At 28.7% G+C, this 18823-nt stretch carries 14 protein-coding genes, 1 rRNA gene, 1 other RNA gene and 2 pseudogenes; 10 read left to right on the top strand and 8 right to left on the bottom strand.

Features of this window, described 5'->3' with window-relative positions:
* Positions 1–49: 49 nt before the first annotated feature.
* Positions 50–146: signal recognition particle sRNA small type (ffs, locus tag CRV11_RS03210), an RNA gene on the top strand.
* Between the two features lie 226 nt (positions 147–372).
* Here ffs and hha read toward each other — a convergent pair.
* Positions 373–536: pseudogene (gene hha / locus CRV11_RS03205) on the bottom strand (hemolysin expression modulator Hha).
* A 519-nt stretch (positions 537–1055) separates the two neighbouring features.
* On the opposite strand from hha, the pseudogene dnaX reads away from it, so the two are divergent.
* The 5 genes and pseudogenes from dnaX to hemH form a co-directional block, all read left to right on the top strand.
* Positions 1056–2135, top strand: a pseudogene (gene dnaX / locus CRV11_RS03200) (DNA polymerase III subunit gamma/tau); the annotation flags it as partial.
* 306 nt (positions 2136–2441) lie between these two features.
* The gene (locus CRV11_RS03195; RefSeq protein ID WP_136131895.1) at positions 2442–2771 is read left to right on the top strand and encodes a YbaB/EbfC family nucleoid-associated protein; all 330 of its coding nucleotides are present in this window, start codon (positions 2442–2444) and stop codon (positions 2769–2771) included.
* A gap of 345 nt (positions 2772–3116) precedes the next feature.
* Positions 3117–4988 carry a molecular chaperone HtpG gene (htpG, locus tag CRV11_RS03190; protein WP_136131894.1) on the top strand — a complete coding sequence of 624 codons (1872 nt, stop codon included), beginning with the start codon at positions 3117–3119 and terminating at the stop codon, positions 4986–4988.
* A gap of 71 nt (positions 4989–5059) precedes the next feature.
* Entirely contained in the window at positions 5060–5710 is a 651-nt protein-coding gene (gene adk / locus CRV11_RS03185) for an adenylate kinase (protein ID WP_136131893.1), read from the top strand.
* A gap of 57 nt (positions 5711–5767) precedes the next feature.
* Positions 5768–6727: a ferrochelatase gene (gene hemH / locus CRV11_RS03180; protein ID WP_136131892.1), complete on the top strand. Its 960-nt coding sequence runs from the start codon at positions 5768–5770 to the stop codon at positions 6725–6727.
* A gap of 40 nt (positions 6728–6767) precedes the next feature.
* Here the strand turns inward: hemH and ybaL are convergent, their stop codons facing one another.
* The 3 genes from ybaL to CRV11_RS03165 form a co-directional block, all read right to left on the bottom strand.
* Positions 6768–8450 (bottom strand): YbaL family putative K(+) efflux transporter, encoded by a 1683-nt coding sequence (gene ybaL, locus CRV11_RS03175; RefSeq protein WP_136131891.1) that lies wholly within the window; start codon positions 8448–8450, stop codon positions 6768–6770.
* A gap of 750 nt (positions 8451–9200) precedes the next feature.
* Positions 9201–10463, bottom strand: a complete 1263-nt coding sequence (gene hpxK, locus CRV11_RS03170) for an allantoate amidohydrolase (RefSeq protein WP_136131937.1) — start codon at positions 10461–10463, stop codon at positions 9201–9203.
* Positions 10450–11697, bottom strand: a complete 1248-nt coding sequence (locus CRV11_RS03165) for a pyridoxal-phosphate-dependent aminotransferase family protein (RefSeq protein ID WP_136131890.1) — start codon at positions 11695–11697, stop codon at positions 10450–10452. The genes hpxK and CRV11_RS03165 overlap by 14 nt, the downstream gene beginning before the upstream one ends.
* A 411-nt stretch (positions 11698–12108) precedes the next feature.
* Here CRV11_RS03165 and CRV11_RS03160 point away from each other — a divergent pair, with 411 nt between their 5' ends.
* The 3 genes from CRV11_RS03160 to CRV11_RS03150 are packed head-to-tail and all read left to right on the top strand — an operon-like array spanning position 12109 to position 15307.
* Positions 12109–13710, top strand: a complete 1602-nt coding sequence (locus tag CRV11_RS03160) for a gamma-glutamyltransferase family protein (protein ID WP_136131889.1) — start codon at positions 12109–12111, stop codon at positions 13708–13710.
* 17 nt (positions 13711–13727) lie between these two features.
* Positions 13728–13913, top strand: a complete 186-nt coding sequence (gene hpxX, locus CRV11_RS03155) for an oxalurate catabolism protein HpxX (protein WP_136131888.1) — start codon at positions 13728–13730, stop codon at positions 13911–13913.
* Positions 13910–15307: an AtzE family amidohydrolase gene (locus tag CRV11_RS03150; protein WP_136131887.1), complete on the top strand. Its 1398-nt coding sequence runs from the start codon at positions 13910–13912 to the stop codon at positions 15305–15307. Before hpxX ends, CRV11_RS03150 begins: the two co-directional genes overlap by 4 nt.
* A gap of 68 nt (positions 15308–15375) precedes the next feature.
* Here the strand turns inward: CRV11_RS03150 and puuE are convergent, their stop codons facing one another.
* The 3 genes from puuE to dnaQ all read right to left on the bottom strand — a co-directional run bounded on the left by puuE (position 15376) and on the right by dnaQ (position 18077).
* Entirely contained in the window at positions 15376–16299 is a 924-nt protein-coding gene (puuE, locus tag CRV11_RS03145; RefSeq protein WP_136131886.1) for an allantoinase PuuE, read from the bottom strand.
* A gap of 33 nt (positions 16300–16332) precedes the next feature.
* The gene (locus CRV11_RS03140) at positions 16333–17067 is read right to left on the bottom strand and encodes an aspartate/glutamate racemase family protein (protein WP_136131885.1); all 735 of its coding nucleotides are present in this window, start codon (positions 17065–17067) and stop codon (positions 16333–16335) included.
* A 254-nt stretch (positions 17068–17321) separates the two neighbouring features.
* Complete coding sequence (gene dnaQ, locus CRV11_RS03135) at positions 17322–18077, bottom strand: DNA polymerase III subunit epsilon (protein WP_136131884.1); 756 nt, start codon at positions 18075–18077, stop codon at positions 17322–17324.
* Positions 18078–18105: 28 nt separating this feature from the next.
* On the opposite strand from dnaQ, the gene rnhA reads away from it, so the two are divergent.
* Positions 18106–18579 (top strand): ribonuclease HI, encoded by a 474-nt coding sequence (gene rnhA, locus CRV11_RS03130; protein ID WP_136131883.1) that lies wholly within the window; start codon positions 18106–18108, stop codon positions 18577–18579.
* 118 nt (positions 18580–18697) lie between these two features.
* Here rnhA and CRV11_RS03125 read toward each other — a convergent pair.
* Positions 18698–18823 (bottom strand): 16S ribosomal RNA (locus CRV11_RS03125); the annotation flags it as partial.

The following is an 18823-nucleotide window of genomic DNA, read 5'->3' as shown; positions in this document are numbered from 1 at the left end:
TTATTATTAATAGTAATTGGTCAATGTATAATTGAAGTATTGGTGAACTTGTTGGTTATTCTGCAATGTTTGTCCGTTAAATTGGTCAGGTCTGGAAAGAAGCAGCCAAAACGAAATAGGCATGTGCTGGAATGTGACTAACAGGGGCACCAAAAAAACAATCAATAAATTTGTGTCCTGCTAGTTGCTAGTATAATATGCTACTGTAATGCTACTTGCTTAAAGCAACTCTTTTTATTGTGATCTTTTATTTATATGTATTGATTGATGATTAGGCAAAAATGAGATCAACATAATTAACAGACACAACATGAAATAACAATCAACTTCAACGTATAAATATCCATACCATATATAGCTGTGAACTTTATCTTACAATTTATTCATAGTTAACTCCGCTAGTCTATGGTCTGCTGCTGAGTAAAATATTGCTAATTCATCATCTGACAACTTATATTTATTTTTTTCGATTATTCTTTCAAGTGTATCAATGAACGGAATCTTCTTAATCTCATTAAATAATCTATCTTTGTCATGTATTTGTTCGTAAATAAGCCATTTTAAATGTGTACTACAAATATAATAAATATTTTAAGATAATAATTATATTTTCTGAATATCTTAAAATATGGTGTAAATTATATTTAAATAACATTTAATTGAAGACATAAACTCATACCTATGTCTATCTAAGTTATATAGGATATATATTGATAAAAAATTACTTAACATATGTACTTTTATGTAAGCAAACTAAATTTTCGGTCTAATTTTCCTATTGTTTGTATGATATTCTATATATATACTATTATAGTAAAAATTATGTGTTATGATTTTAAATTACAATTGATAATATTTTATTATCAATAGCAATATGTGTTTAATTAACATTTTAAATTTATTAATAGTTTTTTTACAGTTAAATTTTGTTTTTACTAGTAAATTTTATTTAGAAAAACAATTAATAAAAAGTCGTAAAATAATTTCTTAACTAACAGTAAAGTCGTAAAATAATTTCTTAACTAACAGTATTATATATACAAAAATAAATCTCTATGATCTATAAAGTACTTGCTACAAAATGGCGACCAAAATTTTTTTCTGATGTAGTAGGACAAGAACATGTTCTTTTAGCACTAGTGAACAGTTTTTCATTAGGTAGGGTTCATCATTCTTATATTTTTTCAGGTGTAAGAGGTGTAGGTAAAACTACCATTGCTCGCATTTTAGCTAAGTGTTTTAGTTGTGAAGTTGGTGTTTCTGCTAATCCATGCGGAGTTTGTAATAATTGTTTGGCAATTAATCAAGGTAAATTTATTGATTTGATTGAAATCGATGCTGCTTCGCGCACTAGAGTTGAAGAAATGCGTGATTTACTTGATAATATACAATATTTACCAATTAAAGGTAGATTTAAAATTTATTTAATAGATGAAATACATATGCTATCACGCCATAGCTTTAATGCTTTACTAAAAACCTTGGAAGAACCACCATCTCATGTAAAATTTTTACTTGCTACTACAGATCCTAATAAAATACCTGCAACTATCTTATCGAGATGCATAAAATTTTATCTTAAAAAACTTAGTATAGATCAAATACATACAAAATTAAGTTTTATTTTAAAGAAAGAAAAATTTTTCAGTGAATCTGATGCAGTGGAAATATTATCAAGATCAGCTGATGGTAGCATGAGAGATGCATTAAGTCTAGCTGATCAAGCTATTGCATTATGCAATGGTAGGATTACTAATAATAAAGTAAAATCTATGATAGGTATTGCTGACAAAGAATATCCTTTGTGCTTGATCGAATCTTTAGTAAAAGGCGATGGTGAGCAACTTATTAAGTTGTTAAATAAAATAGAACTCAATGGTTATATAGATTGGGAAATACTTTTGGCAGATATATTGCGTTTGTTACATCGTATATTAATAATGCAATTATTACCAAATGCAAATATAAATAAAGGAGACAAGCGTTCTTTTCGATTATATAAATTAGCAGAGATATTATCTCCTAATGATTTACAACTTTATTATCAAATAATTTTATTAGGAAGAAAAGATTTGCCAATTGCTCCTAATTACCGTATAGGAACTGATATTACATTATTGCGTGCTTTAGCATTCAGTTACGAAAATCATATTCAATAATAGTCAATAACGAATAAATCATTTATACTGAATTAGTTATTTATATGATTATTAAAAATAAAATATAGTTATACAACTATATTTTTTGATTTAAGTATCAAATGTTAATATTTATAACCTTCTTTAAAATTTTAAATCAATAATTATTAAATATCTTGTCATATTAAATAAAAACTTAATTGGTTGTAATACATTATTTACATTGAAATATATTACTATAATTATTTAAAATAACTTACATTAATTAAAAATAAGTATTGTAAATTTAGCTGAGAGAGAATTATGTTTGGCAAAGGTGGATTAGGTAATATAATGAAACAAGCTCAACAAATGCAAGATAAGATGGCTAAGGTTCAAGAAGAAATAGCTTCATTAGAAGTTACAGGTGAATCTGGTGCTGGTTTAGTAAAAGTTACTATCAATGGAGCACATAACTGTCGGCTTGTTGAGGTTTCTCCAAGTTTATTAGAAGAAGATAAAGATATGTTAGAAGATTTAATTGCTGCAGCATTTAATGATGCTGCTCGTCGTATTGAAGTTATTCAAAAAGAAAAAATGGCTTTATTATCTTCTGATATGCAAATTCCGTTGGGTTTTAAAATGCCTTTTTAAGCAAAAATATAGACAGAACAATGATTAATAATTTTTAAGAAAGTTATAATATTTGTCTTAAATTATATTTAATATATATATATACGATATAGTTTTGTTATTTATTTATTGACTCGAAGAAATAATATTAAAACAGCTAATTATAGATAGCAAAATAAATATAATTTGTATTTAAGTATTTTAAGATTATTAATCATATATTGACAATTATGTTAAAAACAAAACATTTATACATGAATTGTTTTTAAATTATTATTCCTAATAATTATATCATTAATAATATACTAATAACTAATTATTACATTATTTATTTGTTTATTTAATATTAAGTTAATTGAGGTACTAATTAACATGAAAGGACAAGAAACTCGAGACTTTCAATCCGAAGTTAAACAACTTTTACATTTGATGATTCATTCACTTTATTCAAATAAAGAAATTTTTTTAAGAGAACTGGTATCTAATGCATCTGATGCAGCTGATAAATTACGTTTTCTGGCTTTATCAAATCCAAAATTATATGAACATGATAAGGAATTACATGTAAGGATATCTATAAATAAAAGTAATAGATCGATTAAAATCAGCGACAATGGTATTGGCATGTCTCGTCAAGAAGTTATTGATAATATAGGTACTATTGCAAGATCTGGTACAAAATCATTTATTGAAAAAATTAATTCTAATAATTATCAAGACGAACTTATTGGTCAATTTGGGGTGGGTTTTTATTCTGCTTTTATTGTTGCAGAAAAGGTATCATTACGTACTAGATTAGCAGGAAAATCTTTGGATGAAGGAGTTTTATGGGAATCTAACGGGGAAGGCAACTACATAATTTCAGATGTTAAAAAATTTGATCGGGGTACTGATATTACCTTGTATTTACGTAAAGAAGAAGATGATTTTCTTGATATATGGAATATACGCCGTATCATTAGTAAATATTCAGATCATATTGCATTGCCGATAGAAGTTGAAATTAAAGATAAAGATAGCAATATTACTAAATGGGAAAAGATAAATAAAGCTCAAGCACTGTGGATTCGTAACAAATCTGAAATCACCAATGATGAATATAACGAATTCTATAAGCATATTACAAATGATTTTAAAGATCCTTTAATATGGAGCCATAATAGAGTAGAAGGTAAACAAGATTATACCAGTTTATTATATATTCCTGCTCATGCACCTTTTGACATGTGGAATCGTGAGCATAAAGGAGGAATAAAACTTTATGTAAAACGAGTTTTTATAATGGATAACGCCAAGGAATTTTTACCTAATTATTTACGTTTTGTTCGTGGTTTAATTGATTCTAGTGATTTACCACTTAATGTATCTAGAGAAATATTACAAGACAGCAGAATTACTAAAAATTTATGTATGGCGTTAAGTAAACGTGTGCTTCAAATGTTAGAAACATTATCAAAAAATAATACTGAAAAATATAAAATCTTTTGGAAAGAATTTGGCTTGATTCTAAAAGAAGGTCCAGCTGAAGATAATTCCAATATTGAAACTATTGCAAAATTATTACGGTTCACTTCAACAAAAAATAATACAAGCGATGAAACTATATCATTAAGCGATTATGTCAATCGCATGGTAGAGGGTCAAGAAAAAATTTATTTTATTACTGCTGATAGTTATACTGCAGCCAAAAGTAGCCCTAATTTAGAAATATTTCATAAAAAAAATATAGAAGTACTATTACTTTCAGATCGTATCGATGAATGGATGATGAGTTATTTAAATAAATTCAATGATAAAACTTTTCAATCTGTTAGTAAATTAGATAATTCATTAAATAAATTACTAGATAAAGAAATTAAAGAACAAAAACAAATTGAGGAAAAATTAGAACCATTTGTAAAAAGAGTAAAAAAAATACTAATTAATAGAGTAAAAGAAGTTAGATTAACTCATCGTCTTACTAATACACCTGCGATGGTTACTACTGATGCAAATGAAATGACAACACAAATGGCAAAATTGCTATCAGCAGCTGGTAAGGAATTACCCGAAGTTAAATATATTTTTGAAATAAATCCTAATCACCCTTTAGTAAAACGTATATCAGATATTGAAGATGAAAATAATTTTAAAGATTGGATTGAATTATTACTAGAACAGTCTCTTTTAGCAGAATGTGGCACGTTAGAAGATCCTAATAAATTTGTTTGTCGAATGAATAAATTACTATTGATGTAGCAAAAAGCTAGTATATTATACTAGCTTTATTTGTTTTTTAACTATTGTAATATAGTGAGGATATTATCGCAATGCGTCTTATTTTGCTTGGAGCTCCAGGTACAGGTAAAGGTACTCAATCTCAATTTATTGCGAAAAAGTATGGTATTCCCCAAATCTCTACTGGAGATATGTTACGTAAATTAGTAAATGAAGATACAAAAATTGGTAAATCTACAAAAATTGTTATGGATACAGGACAATTAATTACTGATGATATAGTAATTAATTTAGTAAAGAATCGTATTAACTATAGGGATTGTAAAAATGGTTTTTTATTAGATGGTTTTCCTAGAACTATTATACAAGCAGAATCTATGAAAAAAGTTGGAATTAAGATAGATAAAATATTAGAATTGATAGTTCCTGACGATTTAATCATTAAACGCATAACAGGTCGTAGAGTACATATACCATCAGGCCGTGTTTATCATGTACTATTTAATCCTCCTAAATCAGATAATAAAGATGATATAACAGGAGAAGAACTTAATATACGTAGTGATGATCGAGAAGAGATCATCATTAATAGACTTGATGAATATTATAAAACAACAGCTGCATTAATTAAGTATTACATAAAAGAATCACAGTTAGGTAATATTCGTTATTTTAAAATAGATGGAACTAAAAAAGTATATGAAGTAAGTTCACAATTAATTGAAATTATTGAAGATAAATAGTATTTTTTGTAAAAATATTTGATATATTAAGTGAGTTTTATTATTAAAGGGTTGTTAATGAAAACAAGTAAAGCAGGTGTACTATTGGTTAATTTAGGTTCTCCTGATGCTCCAACAAGAAAAGCTATTAAACGTTATCTTAGACAATTTTTAAGCGATAAACGTATTATTGATATTCCTGCCTGGATTTGGTGGCCAATTCTAAATAGTATTGTTCTACCATTTAGATCAATATATTTATCAAAAATGTATTCTTCTATTTGGAGAAAAGAAGGATCACCGTTAATGATATACAGTAAAAACCAAAGAGATGCTTTAGCTGCTATGTTAAATTTACCAGTAGAAATTGGTATGAATTATGGAAATCCTAGTATAAAAAGTTCCATAGATAAATTGATGTTACAAGGAATAAACAGATTAATTGTGTTGCCTTTATACCCTCAATTTTCTTCTGCTACTGTTGCTTCAGTATGGGATAGTTTATATAAAGTTTTTAAAAATTATAAATCTTTGCCAAATATTTGCTTTATTAGAGATTATGCGGATCATCCAGCCTATATTAATGCTCTTAAAATTTGTATCAACCGTTCTTTTAAGAAACATGGCAAACCAGATCTATTGCTGATTTCTTATCATGGTATTCCAAAACGTTTGGTAAATGAAGGGGATGATTACTTTCAGCGTTGTTTAGATACTACCAATGCATTAGTTAAAGAACTCAAATTAAAAGAGAATCAATTTACATTAGCATTTCAGTCACGTTTTGGATATGAACCCTGGTTAACTCCTTATATTGATAAAATAATACAAACTCTTCCTGCTAAAGGAATAAAATATATTCACGTGATAAGTCCTGGTTTCTCATGTGACTGTTTAGAAACTTTAGAAGAACTAGATAGTCGCAATAGAAACGACTTTATTAAAGCAGGAGGACAAAGATTCGAATATATTCCTGCTTTAAATGCAGAAAATACACACATAGATATGATGTGCCAATTAATTGATAAATTTTTATAATTATTTTAATTTTTATTAATTATCTGCAGATAATTAATAACTAAATAATAGATGTTTCCTTCTCTTTTTGGATAGCATGTTCAAGCATTTGTAATATACTGTTTGCAATTTCCCTTTCTCCCATCACAACTTTATTAGCTCCTCTTTCCATAATATAATCTACTTCATCATCGTAATGTGCTCGTGCAATAATTTCAATATTTTGATATTTTTCTCTTACTATTGTAACAACCTCACCAGCTTCATATCCGTTTGGGATAGTAAGTAATAACCAGCGTGCACAATGTAAATTAGTAAGATTTATGATTGCTTCATGAGTAGCATTTCCAAGAACAGCATTAATATTCTGTTTACGTAATGATTCAACCATTGGACGAGAATTTTCAACTACTACCAAAGGTATACCAGCATCATCTAATTTTTTTCCTACTATACTACCAACACGGCCATAACCTATAATGATTGCATGATTGCATATGTTAACTGGTATCTGTTTTTCTTCTTTGGTTATTGCTTTTAGGTTTTGTTTTTTAATATCTTGATTTTTAGCTAAATAACTTTCTACCAAAGTAAAAAGAATTGGATTAATCATTATAGAAAGAATAGCTGCCGCTAATACTAAACTACGTACTTCATTATTTAATAATCCTAAAGACACACCTAATCCAGTAAGAATAAATGCAAATTCACCAATTTGCGCTAAACTAACTGAAATTGTTAAAGCAGTTTGACGAGAGTGACCTAATAATATAACTAAAGTCCATGCTACTAATGATTTTCCAACTACAACAATAATTAGTGATCCTAATACTGCTAAGGGCTGTTTAACTAAAATCATTGGATCAAATAACATGCCTACAGAAACAAAAAATAGTACAGCAAAAGCATCTCGTAAAGGTAGAGTATCATGAGCCGCTCGATGGCTTAATTCAGATTCATTTAATGCCATACCAGCAAAAAAAGCTCCTAGCGCAAAAGAAATTGTAAAAATTTTTACAGCCCCAAATGCAATACCTAATGCTAGTGCTAAAACAGCTAAAGTAAACAATTCTTGAGAACCTGTTGCTGCACTTTTGGCAAGTATCCAAGGTATAGCACGACGTCCTACTATCATCATTAATGCCATAAAAGCAATGACTTTACTAATCGTGATAGAAAAATCTAACAGTAATAGACTAATACTTATATTACCTTTTTCTAACATTTCAGCTATACTGGGTAATAGTACTAGTGTGAGTACCATTACAATGTCTTCTACAATTAACCATCCTATAGCGATCTGGCATCTATGGCTGTTTATCAACTTTCTTTCTTCTAAAGCGCGCATTAGAACTACTGTACTTGCAGTTGATAATGAAAGACCGAAAAATAAACCAGTGATCAACGACCAACCTATTGCCCAAGATAATCCTGTTCCTAATATGGTAGCCATAGTAATTTGAGCAATAGCACCAGGAATTGCTATATTTTTGACCGATAGTAAATCTACCAAAGAAAAATGCAAGCCAATACCAAACATAAGCAAAATGACACCTAATTCTGCTAATTCAGGTATTAAACTAATATCAGCGACAAATCCCGGGGTAAAAGGACCAGCTAATACACCAGCAGCTAAATAGCCTACTAGAGGAGAAATTCTTAGACGATTTGCTAGCATACCAAAGATAAAAGACAAAATAAATGCACCGACAATAGTATTAATCAATGGAGTGGGATGATGCATCATTATTTCCTCTTTATCTTATCTCTTACATATGCGTATTGTTTTAATAATTTTTTATATATATTGATAGTATTAATTAATAGAGTTATATGGTATATCATTAACAATGTTTCCTCATAAATTTATCTCCTATATTTACGTATTGTTTTCTTATACTTATATATATGTATGCAATAACGGTTGTGTATTACAAATTAATATATTTTTCAATATATTAATATCAATCCATTTATTATTTTATATATCATTAAACAAATATAGTGTATTTCCTTTGTTTAAGAAATAGAAAACATAAGCTACTATATTTAAATAAACATATTTTATTAGAAAAAAATTTCTATTACTATATGTATGATCAATGAAAATAATATTTTATATTATCAATTTATAACTTATATAACATTGATAATGTGATGTGACAGTAAGATCTAATATTAAAAAATATTTTATTTATCTATTAATTGAGTATATTTGTTTAATAATTTCTATCAAATACAAAATTTAATGTCATTGAAAATATATAATTTATATATCAGTTATACTTTATATTTCAAATGTATTACATTACTTAATATTGCGATGTCTGTTTTTTAGATAATAGTTTATAAATGATTTGTTTTTTCTCCTAAAGTTTTATTATTTAATTAATAATTATATGTTTTATTTTTTACATATTCGTATTATTTAATATGTTGATATCATATAATTATTATAAATAAATGTGTTTTTTTAATTTAAATTAGGAATATATTAATATTCAGCTTTTTTTTTAATAATATTACAAATCCCATCAGAATAAGCCTGTAAAGATAATGCTATATCATTAATATCAACAGATTCTTCTGGGTTATGACTAATACCTCGATAGTTACGTATAAATAACATAGCAACTGGCCAACGTTCAGAAATAGCAATTGCATCATGTCCTGCTCCACTTGGTAATAATATACTTTTTCCTTGTATTTTTTGAATTGAGGTACATAAAATATTGCGTAATATAGAATCACATATTACTTCAGAGGTACGATAGTATTCTTTATATTCAAATATCAAATGACGATTGTTAGCAATTACCTTTCCTTGTTTCAATAACAGAGATGATAACGATTCTAACATAATATCTTGAGGTCCTCTAATATCAAGTGAAAAATTTACTATTCCAGGAATTACATTTGTGGACCCAGGATTACAACTAATCATTCCTACAGTAGCTACTAATTGAGAATTTTTTTTAATAGTGGTATATTCTACATATTTCATCCATTCAGCAAAAGCAAAAAGAGCATCTTTACGGTACTTCATGGGAACTGTACCAGCATGTCCTGATTCTCCTATAAAACTACACTTGAAACGCCGTGCTCCATGTATATTAGTTACTACACCAATAGGTAAATTTTCTTGTTCTAAACAAGGTCCTTGTTCTATATGTAATTCGACATAAGCAGCAATATCTTTTTTATCCCTAGACGCCTGATATATATTTTTAATATTCAGTCCAAATTTAATCATAGCTTGTTCAATAGAAATTCCTTGATTATCAGTATAAGATAACCACTTATTTTTCCAAGTACCAGTTATACCTCTGCTTCCTAAAAGTGTTATTCCAAATCTGGCTCCTTCTTCATCACCAAAACCTATAACTTCAATTGCTAATTCTAATCGAATGTTTTTTTTATTTAACCAATATACTATTTCAATACCACTTAAGACACCTAATATACCGTCATAACGCCCAGCATTCTTTACTGTATCTAAATGCGATCCTAAAATCACTGCAGGAGAGCAAATAAATTTTGCGTTATAACGACCACAAATATTACCCACTGCATCTTGCCAAACTGACATTCCGGATTCCTTCATCCATTGTCCTACTAATTTGTTAACAATCAAATGTTCTTTAGATAAATAAAGACGTGTAATTCCAATGTCCTCACAAGTTATCTTAGCTAGTTCATTGCAGCGAGATATAATGCGCAGTGCTGAAATTTTAGCTTCATTACTATCTAACAGCATCACTAGTTGTCTCATAATAATTCCAAACAGCTTGCAATGCAGCTCCTTGTACAGTCTTAAAACCAAGATGATTCAATACCATTTCTAATGCTGATAATGTTTGCATAACGCAATCTTTGCGGGCATTATATCCCATAGAGCCGATTCGCCAAATCTTTCCTTCTAGTTGACCAAAAGAAGTACCTATTTCAATTGAAAAATCTTCCAACATTAATTTCCTTACTTGATTTCCATTAATACTGCTGGGGATAACAACTCCTAAAATATTATTCATTTTATGTTTTATATTTCCAAAAATTTCCAAACCCATGCCTTGTATTCCTTTTAACATTGCTTCACCATGAATTTTATGTCGCAAAATATTTTTATTTAATCCTTCCTGTAAAATAATACGTGCACACTCTCTAGCACCATACAGAGCTGTAGTAGCTTCAGTATGGTGATTAAGACGTTGTGGACTCCAATAGTCTATTATCATTCCAAGATCAAAATAATTAGAATATATCATTTCATTACAACCATTTTCATGTGATTTAGTGCGAATACCTTCTTCTATACATTTACGATTTCTAATTATTTTTTCTATTTTAGAATTAATAGTAATAGGTGCAGTTCCTGGTGGTCCTCCTAGACATTTTTGCATTCCAGCTGATACAGCATCCAACCTCCATTTATCAGTTTCTAATTTATTACCACCTAGTGATGCAGTTGCATCAGCATAAAATAGCACATCATATTTTTCACATATAATGCCAATTTCTTCTAAAGGTTGTAACATAGTAGTAGATGTGTCTCCATGAACTGTTAATAATAATTTTGGTCTGTTTTTTTTAACAGCATCTTCTACTTTATCTGATTCAACAATTTCACCCCAAGGAACTAAAATTGTGTCAACTAATGCACGACAACGACGAGCAATTTCACATAATAAATGGCCAAATCTTCCAAAAACCAAAACTAACACTCTATCTCCTGGGTGAATTATTGAAACTAAAATAGATTCAATTCCTGCTCTTGAAGTTCCGTTTATTAATATGGACCAATGGTTTTTGGTTTGAAATAAATACCGGTAAAGCATCATAACTTCGTTCATATAACCTGTCATATCAGGATCATATTGACCGATCAATTGAGTTGACATAGCACGTAGAACTCGCGGATCAGCATTTATAGGCCCAGGACCCATCAATAAACGCTGTGGTAAATTAATCTGCTGATATTGAGTAATATCCATATTGTATTTCCTAATAAATGAACATCTATTATCATAATTTATACACTATTCTTTAAAAGAAGAATACTATGATTTAGTAGTTTGTTATATACAAAATATTTATTGTTTTTAAAACATATTTAAATATGTTAATTAAACAAATATATAATGAACATTAATTATATGTAATCTTATTTTGCTATAAAAGGTTGCTATGATTGATTATCATGAATTTAATATTAACTATTATTATGATTATATAATTAATCATAATTATTAAATCTTTAATAAAAAAATACTAATAATAGATTAATTATATTAAATAATAAAATTATATAAAGTAAACTATTACTGTTAATAAATATTTGCTTCTAATTAAATGATTTTTAGTTTAGAGTAAATATATTAATTTTTTTTATTAACTAAATAAAAATGATTTATAGTAATATGGCATTATACGGTATGGTTGTAACACCTCATCATTTAGCAAGCGAAACAGCAATATCGATATTAAAAGAAGGAGGGAATGCAATTGAAGCTATAGTTGCAGCAGCTGCAACTATAGCAGTTGTTTATCCTCATATGAATGGGTTAGGAGGTGATGGTTTTTGGCTCATTATTCCTCCTGATAACAATCCAATAGCAATTGATGCTAGCGGTGCTGCTGGTTCTCTAGCTAATGTTGATTTTTATAGAAATGATCTTGTAATTCCATATCGTGGGTCAAAAGCAGCTTTAACAGTAGCTGGTACTTTAAGTGGCTGGAAAGAAGCTTTATCTGTTTCTGAAGAATTAAATATATATAATAAATCATCATCATTGCCATTGGTTCGTTTATTAAATGATGCAATTACATACGCTGGAGATGGAATTCCAGTTTCGGAATCACAATATATAGCTACTAAAACGAAAATAATGGAATTAAAAGATCAACCTGGTTTTGCATCTACTTTTTTACCTAGAGGAAAGATTCCAGAACCAGGTAGTATATTTTTACAAAAAGAATTAGCAATAACGTTAAAACAGTTAGCTTTAGAAGGAATAGATACTTTTTATAAAGGAAATTTTTCTTATTATTTAGCTGCACAAATGTCTAAACTCAAAATACCTATTACTCTTCAAGATCTTCAAAAACATCAAGCTTATCGATATAAACCATTACATATTACTCATAGTTTGGGTGACATATGGAATACAAGACCACCTTCACAGGGAATTGTATCTTTATTAATTTTAGGTATTATTGATCAATTAGATATGGCAAAAGTTGACGATGTACAAACAATACATCTTATAGTAGAAGCTACAAAACAAGCTTTTTTACTACGTAATAAATATCTTACAGATCCTAGATATATTACCAAAGATTTGCAATATTTACTCAACAAAAAAAATTTTGTACGATTGGCCAACCAAATCAATGATCACAAAGCTCTAAATTATTCAACATTAGGACATGGTCCTAGTGATACAGTGTGGATGGGCGCTATAGATAAAAATGGTTTGGCTGTATCATTTATTCAAAGTATCTATTATGAATTTGGTAGTGGAGTGGTTATACCAAATACAGGGATTATTTGGCATAACCGTGGTGTTTCTTTCAGTCTTAATCCAAAACATATTTTAGCATTATCTCCTGGTAAAAAGCCATTTCATACATTAAGTCCAGCTGCTGCCAGACTAAAAGACAATCGCATTATGGTTTATGGTTCTATGGGTGGTGATGGTCAACCACAAATTCAAGCAGCTATTTTTAACAGATATGTTGTTCAAAAGATCCCACTTCAAAAAACAATAACTATGCCAAGATGGATATTTGGAAGAACTTGGGGAGAATCTTCTGATTCTTTAAAAATTGAAAAAGGATTTAAATTAGATATTATAAAAAATTTATATAAATTAGGACATAAAATAGAAATATTATCTGCATTTAGCGAAGATGTTGGTCATGCTGGCGCTATAGTACGCCATGAAAATGGAATTCTAGAAGGAGCTAGCGATCCTCGTTGTAATGGTAGTGCAACAGGATTTTAATATAAGATGAAATAATAATGAACAATAAAATTAATTGGCAAAATTATATAATGCAAATGGAAAAGTTGATGAATTTAAATTTAAATCATTCAAGTCGTTTAGAATTAGCTATACAGATGGAGTATATTGCTGATATAGCTGTACCTTTAATGGCATTTCCTTTAGAAGATCGTTTATCAGTAGCAGGAGTGTATAAAGCATGAAACTGAGTGATATATCAATTTTAAACTTACATAAAGCGATCCAAAAGGGTGATATTAGCGCAAGTGAAATTGCAAATAAAACCATTGCAATGATAAAACAATATAATCCGAAATTAAATGCTTGGACTGAAATCACCGAACAACGCATCTTAAAAGAAGCAAACATAATAGACAAAAAAAAGAATAAAGGTGAATTTTTAACAAAATTAGCTGGTATTCCATATGCTGTTAAAAATTTATTCGATGTAAGTGGATATACTACTATATCAGGATCCAATATTTTTATTGGTCATCCTATAGCTCAAAATGACGCTTGGATTATATCTAAATTATCTAAATTAGGCGCTCTACTTTCAGGTATGTTAAACATGGATGCTTATGCATATGGATTCACAACTGAAAATAGCTATTATGGTACTACGCATAATCCACATGATTTAACAAGAATAGCTGGTGGCTCTTCTGGTGGTTCAGCTGCAGCAGTAGCATCTGGATTAGTTCACTTTTCATTAGGCACAGATACCAATGGTTCGGTTAGGGTTCCGGCATCATTATGTGGTATTTTTGGTTTAAAACCAACCTTTGGTCGATTATCCCGTAGAGGAACACATACTTTTGTTCATAGTCTTGACCATGTTGGTGTTTTTGCACGAAGAGTAGAAGATTTATCATTAGTTTATGATTATATACAAGGCAGAGATATTAAAGATCCATTTCAAGCAGATTTTTCTATAACACAGACTTTATTACAATTAGGCAAAAAAAATAAAGAACTAAGGTGTGCTATACTAGGAGGTTTTTTTTCACGTTGGTGTGGTGAAGATGCTCAACACGCAATCAATATAGCAGGTAAAGCACTACAAGCAAATGATGAAATCATGATTCCTGAAGCTGAAATAGCACGTTCTGCTGCATTTATAATAACAGCAGGAGAGAGTGGTAATCAATATTTACCATCCCTGCGTAAAACACCTGAAAAATTTGAATGTAATTCACGAGAACGTTTACTAGCTGGTGCAATAATTCCAGGTACTTGGTATATACAAGCACAAAGGTTTCGTCGCCATTTTCAAAAACAAGTATTACCACTTTTTAAGCAATTCGATATATTAATAGCACCTGCAACACCATGTACTGCAATTACTATAGGTCAAAAAAGTATTCGTATTAATGGTCATGATTTACCTGCAAAATCTAATATGGGAATGTTAACACAACCAATTTCTTTTTTGGGATTGCCTGTTTGTACAGTGCCATTGAGAACAAGGAATGGATTACCAATCGGTATTCAACTTATCGCTGCTCCATGTAAAGAAGAAACTACTTTATGTGCGGCATATTTTTTAGAAAAAAGAGGATTAACTATGCCACAAATCAGTATGTTTGATAAGTAAAATATGATTATGTTTTTATATAATAATAATTAATTAATTATTAGTTAATGTTTAAGCAGAATAAATTATTAATTAAGATGATTTTCCAACCAATGATCAGCAATCTGTTGGCGAGTACAAATCCAAATGTTTTCATAATTCTGTATGTAATCAAGAAATTTCTTTAATGCATAAAATTTTCCTGGACGACCTAATAGTCTGCAATGCATACCAATAGACATCATTTTTGGTGCGATTTTCCCTTCCTCATAAAGAATATTAAAGGTATCTTTAAGATATACAAAAAAATGTTCAGCTGTGTTAAACCCCTGAGGTAATGCAAAACGCATATCGTTACACTCAAGTGTATATGGAATTATTAAGTGTTGTTTTAAAGTTCCATCATATCTTTGTATATTTATCCAAAAGGGCAAATCATCTCCGTAATAATCACTATCATATGTAAATCCACCTTGTTCTACAAGTAAATTTCGGGTATTAGGACTATCTCTGCCAGTATACCAACCTGTAGGAAATTTACCAAATAAATCATAGTATAGTGCTATCGATTTTTGCATATGTTTACGTTCTGTTTTGATATCTATATTTTGATAATTAATCCAACGCCATCCATGATTAACTACATCATAATTTGCTTGTTTTATAGCTTGAACAATTTCTAAATTTTTAGCCAATGCTAAAGATACTCCAAAAATTGTTAATGGTAATTTACGTAGTTGAAATTCATTATGAATACGCCAAAATCCAACTCGAGAACCGTATTCATAAAGTGAATCTATAGACATATGGCGATTTGGATAAATATCAGGATCAATAAGATCTGAAAGAAATTTTTCGGAGTACTGATCTCCGTTAAATATATGACTTTCCGCTCCTTCTTCATAATTCAAAACAAATTGTATTGCTATAAAAGCATGTTTTGGCCAATTAGCATAAGGTGGTTTAGATGCATAACCAATTAAATCACGTTGATAATTTTTACTAATATTCATTTTGAATGTATTACCATTAATGTTATAAATTAATCAATTTAGATATTGAAATATACCTGAAACTGTTTGTTTTGAAGGAAAATTTAAATCACCATTTTTACTAGTAGCCAAACCTAATTTATTTAATGATTCAACTATCATCACTGCAGTGCTAATGCCATCTATTACTGGCATTTTAAGTTCTTGTGTTAATAAAGGAGCTAAATTAGACATAGCAGCACATCCTAAAATAATAGCTCCAATATCATCTTTATTTTTTGATTCCTTACAACATTTAAATATTTTTTCTTTAGCTATATTTACATTATTTGCTAATTCTAAAACTGAATAATTAATATTTCTTATTTTCGCGCATTTATTTGTCAATCCATATTGTTGCAATAATTGTTTTATAATCACTAATGTGCGTGGTAATGTAGTTATTATAGAGAATCTAGTTGCTAATAATGTAGCAATATACATAGCTGTTTCAGCCATTCCAACCACAGGTCTGACAGCTATTTCACGTGCTGCAAGTAATCCTGGATCTGCAAAACAAGCTATAATATGTCCAATAGCACCTTGTGATTTCCCAATGTTTATTTGTTCTAGTACACCCATAGCTCCAATGGTTCCATCAAAATGGCCTTCTATTGCTGCAAGACCTCCTTTAGTTGGAGAAACTATTGAAATATTAATATTATCCGACTTCACTCTATTAACTGATTGGTTAATGATATTATTAACTAATATGTTAGTATTTGGATTAATTACTTGAATGAAATTCATTGTGTTATTCTCTTGAATTGCAAAAATTATTATAGAATAATTTTTTTAAATGAAAATAATATTAATTTTTATATATTTATTAAACTTAAATATTATTAATATATTATGAAATATAAATATGAAATTATTTTTAATTGAGATAGGTTAATATAAGAAAAATATTTTAATAATTAAAAGATTGTCATGCAATGTAATAATAAATCAAAAACAATAATTTAAAAAAAATATCATATACATAAATAATAACATAAATACTATTTATCATTTTTAATAAATGGATGGGGATTATCTCTCCACAAGCACAAGCCTTTTTTGCTCTTTATTAAATCTAGATTTTTCTCATGAGATAATATTTCTTCCTTATTAGCAATAATTATTTTTAAGGGTATTTTGTTTTTGACTCTATTAAAAATTTTGATATAACTTTTTTTATGATCCTTATCTTTTACAAAAGAAAGAGATATTTGACCGCTAGTCATAATTAAAAATACTTTAGATAAAATCGTGGCATCTAAAATAGCACTATGTAATTTACGTTCATCATGATCTATGTTATAACGAGAACATAAAGCATCTAGACTGTTTCTTTTACCAGGAAAGATTTTACGTGCTATTGCAAGACTATCTGTAACATGACAAATTTTTTGAATTTTTTTTATATCTAGTTGTAGATTGTTTAGTTCATAATTTATAAAATCAATATCAAATGAAGCATTATGAATTATTAATTCAGTACCTCTAATATAATTAATAAATTCTTGAGCTATTTCTCTGAAAGTTGGTTTGTTAATTAGAAAGCTATTTGAAATACCATGAATTTTAAATGATTCATAACTGACTGTTCTATTAGGATTTAAATATTTATGAAAATTATTGCCTGTTGGAAGACGATTAATAAATTCAACTGCTCCGATCTCTATTATCCTATGACCTTCATAATAAATTCCAGTCTTATTAATTCCTGTAGTTTCAGTATCCAAAAATATTTGACGATTATAAATATTTTTCATTTATAAACAATTGATTAGAGTGTATAAAATGTATAAAGAGATAAAAATATTCACAGATGGTTCCTGTATTAAAAATCCTGGTCCAGGGGGTTGTGCTTATATTTTAAAATATAACTCTTATGAGAAGATATATAGTGCTGGATATTATCTTACTACAAATAATCGCATGGAACTTATGGCTACTATTATCTCATTAGAAATATTAAAACAACCCTTCAATATATTATTGACTACAGATAGCCAGTACGTGCGTTACGGCATTACCACGTGGATCCACAAATGGAAAAAACATAATTGGAAAACCTCTAATAAAACAACAGTTAAAAATATAGATCTCTGGCAGCGTCTTTATTTAGTGATTAATGGTCATATAATTAATTGGCAATGGATAAAAGGTCATACTAATCATCCAGAAAATAATTATTGTGACATATTAGCTCGGAAAGTAGCAAAAAATCCCACTTACTATGACCTGGGATACAAAAATAAAGAAACTAAATAAAATATATATGGAACGATTTGTAAATTATTAATAATACAAAAAATAATATTGTTGTATTGCTAATAATATATCAGACAATTTATGTAGGTACTACATAGACAAGCATTACAATTTTTATTAAGGAGGTGATCCAACCACAGGTTCCCCTACGGTTACCTTGTTACGACTTCACCCCAGTCATGAATCACAAAGTGGTAAGTGCCCTCCTTTAGCAGGTTAAGCTACCTACTTCTTTTGCAATCCA

It is taken from the genome of Candidatus Pantoea edessiphila (assembly GCF_002933335.1).
GTDB lineage: Bacteria > Pseudomonadota > Gammaproteobacteria > Enterobacterales > Enterobacteriaceae > Pantoea_C.
Note: the sequence above shows the minus strand (reverse complement) of the source record. Positions and strands in the feature narration are given on the sequence as shown.